The sequence below is a fragment of the Streptomyces sp. PA03-6a genome, from assembly GCF_033792765.1.
Taxonomy (GTDB): domain Bacteria; phylum Actinomycetota; class Actinomycetes; order Streptomycetales; family Streptomycetaceae; genus Actinacidiphila.
The window spans coordinates 1-4294 of record NZ_JARAVK010000442.1 but is presented as its reverse complement, the minus strand read 5'-3'; the positions used below and the strand labels follow the sequence as shown (position 1 = coordinate 4294).

General features: G+C 69.4%; 3 protein-coding genes and 1 pseudogene. 3 read left to right on the top strand and 1 reads right to left on the bottom strand.

The annotated features are described in order from the left end of the window. Both PV350_RS45045 and PV350_RS45040 read left to right on the top strand, forming a co-directional pair. The coding region (locus tag PV350_RS45045) for a DUF3459 domain-containing protein (RefSeq protein WP_500339119.1) at nucleotides 1–334 on the top strand (334 nt) is incomplete at its 5' end. A gap of 370 nt (nucleotides 335–704) precedes the next feature. After that, the gene (locus PV350_RS45040) at nucleotides 705–2285 is read left to right on the top strand and encodes an IS1182 family transposase (protein WP_500339120.1); all 1581 of its coding nucleotides are present in this window, start codon (nucleotides 705–707) and stop codon (nucleotides 2283–2285) included. Here the strand turns inward: PV350_RS45040 and PV350_RS45035 are convergent. Next, nucleotides 2266–3342, bottom strand: coding sequence for an ISL3 family transposase (locus tag PV350_RS45035; RefSeq protein WP_500339118.1), 1077 nt, complete (start codon nucleotides 3340–3342; stop codon nucleotides 2266–2268). The two genes, PV350_RS45040 and PV350_RS45035, sit on opposite strands and share 20 nt — an antisense overlap. Nucleotides 3343–3460: 118 nt before the next feature. On the opposite strand from PV350_RS45035, the pseudogene PV350_RS45030 reads away from it, so the two are divergent. After that, nucleotides 3461–3985: pseudogene (locus PV350_RS45030) on the top strand (transposase); the annotation flags it as partial. Nucleotides 3986–4294: the final 309 nt, after the last annotated feature.

Below are 4294 nucleotides of genomic sequence, written 5' to 3'. Positions count from 1 at the left end.
GCCGTGGCTGCCGCAGCCCGACTGGTTCGCCGAGCACAGCGCCGACCGCGCGCTGCTGGACACCGGCTCCTTCTGGCACCTGTACCGGGAGGCGCTCGGTCTGCGCGCCCGGCTGCCGCAACTCGGCGAGGGAACGCTGCGCTGGCTGGAGACACCGCCCGGCGTGCTCGCCTTCGTCCGCGGCGAGGGCCTGGTCTGCGCCGTGAACTTCGGCGACGAGCCGGTCCCCGCCCCCGTGCCGGGACAGCCGCTGCTGTCCAGCGCCCCCTGCCCGCCCAGGGTCCTCCCCGGCAACGCCACCGCCTGGTGGATCCATAACCCAACCAACATGTGAGAATCCGAAACTCTCGTGCGATCTCGGTTGCACGCCCGTTTGGTGGTCATTTGCACGATGACGGCGCATAACCCGGAGCGCTTGCCTGGGCGGTTGAACGGCCTGGTGCCGCCTCGCGCCAGTGAGCTGATCACGGCGGCACACGAGGGCCGAGCCAGGACTCCGAACGGGCGGTCCTGGCCCGGTCCTTGTCCGCCGCCCTGCGGCTGTTGCCAGCGCATGCCGAGTGCGTCGAGTTCGGCCCGCTGGCCCTCGCTCAGCTTCCCGGCGCGGCGGCGGGTGTTGTCGAGAATCGGCCTAGAAGAGTCATGAAGATCTTGGGTTCTGGTCCCGCCGTGTGAGCGGTGGGACCAGACTCGGTTTCGTGGTGATGGGGGAATGGGCCGGGGAGTCGGTCGGGCCGGATGTGTGGGAGACCTGCCGGGAGTTGATTCCGGCGGGAAGTGTGTTCGCGTTCCTGGCCGAGCATCGCGGAGCGCTGTTCCCGGCGGAGATGTTCGCGGACATGTATCCCTCGGCGAACGGACGGCCGTCCATGCCGCCGCAGATCCTGGCCGCGGCGATCACGGTGCAGGCCCTGCACGGGCTGTCGGACTTCGAGACGGTCCAGGAACTGCGCTGTGATCTGCGGTGGAAGGCCGCTTGCGGGCTCGGTCTGCACGATGCGGCCTTCGATCCGTCGCTGCTGGCCTACTTCCGCCGCCGTCTGGCGCGCTCGGTGCGGCCGAACCGGGTCTTCGAGGCCGTGCGCGAGGTGGTGAAAGCCACCGGGGTCCTTCCGGGCAAGCACCGGCGAGCACTGGACTCCACCGTGCTGGACGACGCGGTCGCCACCCAGGACACCGTCACCCAGCTCATCGCCGCGATCCGCGCGGTGATCCGCGAGGTTCCCGGCGCCGACCAGGCCGCAGCGGTGCAGTGCACCGCGCACGACTACACCGACCCGGGCAAACCACGGATCGCCTGGAACGGTCAGCAGGCCCGCGCTGATCTCGTGGACGCCCTGGTCGGTGACGCGCTCAGACTGCTGGGGCATCTACCCGAGCGGGAACTGGGCGAGAAAGCCGCCAACGCCGTTGGCATCCTGGCCCTTGTCTCCGGGCAGGACGTCGAACCCGCCCAGGACTCCGACGGACGCGACGGACGCTGGCGCATCACCCAAGGGACCGCACCAGGCCGGGTGGTCTCCACCGTCGACCCGCAGTCCCGGCACGTGCACAAGACCCGCACCCACCAGCAGGACGGGTACAAAGCCCACCTCGCGATCGAGCCCGAGACCGGGTTATACACCGCCGTCACCCTCACGCCCGGCGCCGGCCCCGAGCACCACGAAGCCACCGTCGGCGTGGACCTGCTCGCCGAAGAAGACGGACCGGTGGACGCCTTCGGTGACACCGCCTACTCCACCGGCCAGGCCCGCCAGGCCCTGGAACAAGCAGGTCACCGTCTGTTCCTCAAACCCGCCCCCCTCCGAGCGGCGGTCCTTGGCGGCTTCACCCTCGACGACTTCGCCATCGACACCACCCACGGCACGGTGACCTGCCCCGCCGGACACACCGTCCCCCTGTCCGACCCCGGCGGCCGGCACCAGCAGCGCAAGGCCGCCTTCAAGGACCGGTGCACCGACTGCCCACTGCGTCAGCGATGCACCAACGCTAAGGCCGGCCGCACCCTAACCATCCGCCCCCACCACGACCTGCAGACCGCCGCCCGCCACCAGGCCGCCACCGACCCCACATGGCAGGCCGACTACCGCCGCTGGCGACCACCGGTCGAACGCGCCGTCGCCTGGCTCGTCCAGCACGGCAACCGCCGCCTGCGCTACCGCGGCACCATCGCCAACAACACCTGGCTCCACACCCGAGCCGCCGCCCTCAACCTCCGCCGACTCATCAACCTCGGACTCACCCACACAGACGGAACCTGGACACTCAGCCCGGCCACCGCATAGACCGAGGACCCGTCCAGCCCACAACCAGACAGCCCCTCACCAAGATCTTCATGAGTCTTCTAGGGCGTGTGGCGAACCGGCGGACGATATTGCGGGCCCGTCCGAGCTGCCGGCCGATTGTCCGCAGTCCGGCGCCCTGCTCGAGGAGGGCGTGGACAGCCGCGTGCTGTTCCCGGACCCGGTCGGAAAGTCGACCGGTGGTTCTTGGTCCTGCGGGCGGGCTCGCTTCGAGGTCTATGTTGTCCAGAACCGCGGAGGCCCCGGCCGCGGCGGAGCTGTGCGGCTCGCGCAGCAGGGCGCGGTGCTGGACGACTGTCTTCTCGACGGCCTCGGCGAGGTTGGACCAGATGTGCCAGCGGTCCTCGACATGGACCGCGTCGGGGGCGCCAAGGCGTCCGGCCTCGGCGTAGGCGGTGGAGCGGTCCCGACAGATCACCTCGACGCCGGGGTGACCGGCGAGCCACTGGGCGACCGTCGCCGTCGTCCGGTCCGGCAGCAGATCGACCGGTTGGCGGGTTTCGATGTCGATCAGGATCGTGCCGTAGTTGTGACCCTTGCGCAGTGCGAACTCATCCACCCCGAGCACCCGCGGCGTCGAGGTCCCGGGTTCCGTAAGGCGGCGGATGAACCGCAGCAGTGTCGAACTGCTCACCCCGGCCGCCAGAACTTGCGACAACCGGGCGCTGGCCCGGCCGGCAAGCATCACCGCCACGCGCTCCAGCACCGTCTGTAGCCCGGCACTGCGTCGGCCATGACGGATGGTCAGCCCGTCGACCTGCTCGGCGAACGTCGCCTGCTCGCATAACCGTTGACGGCAGCGGAACCGCCGGACCTGTAACTCGATCAGCACCGGGCGCCCGCCGACCGCGCTGTCGGCGAGTCGACGTACGTACCGGCTGTGCATCCTGGCCGACAGCGACCCGCACGCCGGGCACGCGACCCGCTCCGCTACGGTCCGGGCGCGTACAGCCACCAACTCGCCGTCGGACACCACGTTTTCGATCACGACACCGTCGACCTGGTGGAACCACAGGTCCTGGAGGAGGACATCACCCACGGCCGTTCATGATCGCGGTTTCGGTGACCCTCCATGGCCCGAGCAGGGAAAGTGATCCAGAACCTGAAAGTTGACCCCCTTCAGGGGTCTGGCTCGTTGAGTCAGGCCGGGAGGAGTGGTGATCAGCGTGGAGGACTGGGCGGAGATTCGCCGGCTTCACCGGACCGAGCAGATGCCGGCGCGGACGATCGCGAGGAACACTGTTCGCAGGGCGATCGCGGACGACGCGCCGCCGAAGTACCAGCGGGCGCCGAAGGGGTCGATCGTGGATGCGGTCGAGCCACGGATTCGGGAACTGCTCGAGCAGATGCCGGAGATGTCGGCGACGGTGATTGCCGAGCGGATTGGCTGGGACCGCGGCCTGACTGTGCTCAAGGACCGGGTTCGGGACCTGCGGCCAGCCGATCGTCCCGCGGATCCGGCCTCGCGGACGGTCTATGAGCCGGGCGAGATTGGTCAGTGCGACCTGAGGTTCCCGCCCGCCAACATCCCGCTGGGCTTCGGGCAGGTCGGACGGCCGCCGGTGCTGGTGATGGTCGCGGGCTACTCGCGGTGGATCACTGCGCGGATGCTGCCCTCCCGGTCTGGAGCGGACTTGGTCGCCGGGCACCGGCGGCTACTGACCGAGCTGGGGGCCGTCCCGGCTGCCGGGACTATTGCGCTCACAGTGGCGGAGATTCAGCGACTCCTGGCAGCTTGTCTCCCCAGATCCCCGCAACTGTGTGGGCACCGAGGGCGACACCACGCGCTGAGCTGGTCGAACTGGCGCCGACAACGCCAAGCAGCCGCCCGCCATTGCCACTACTTACGTCGCTGTCGAACGATCGAGGGGCGGCCTGCCGAAAGCCACCCCTGGGTTGCGTCCTTGGAAGTGGTGTAGCGGGTTGGACCTGATGCGGGGGTTTGCTCCGGCGTCTGGGTTGGTGCCCGCATAGACAAACGGCCACCGGCT

Excerpts from the sequence above, each read along its gene's own strand:
- PV350_RS45040 (WP_500339120.1), top strand. The coding sequence starts at position 705 with ATGGGGGAATGGGCCGGGGAGTCGGTCGGGCCGGATGTGTGGGAGACC.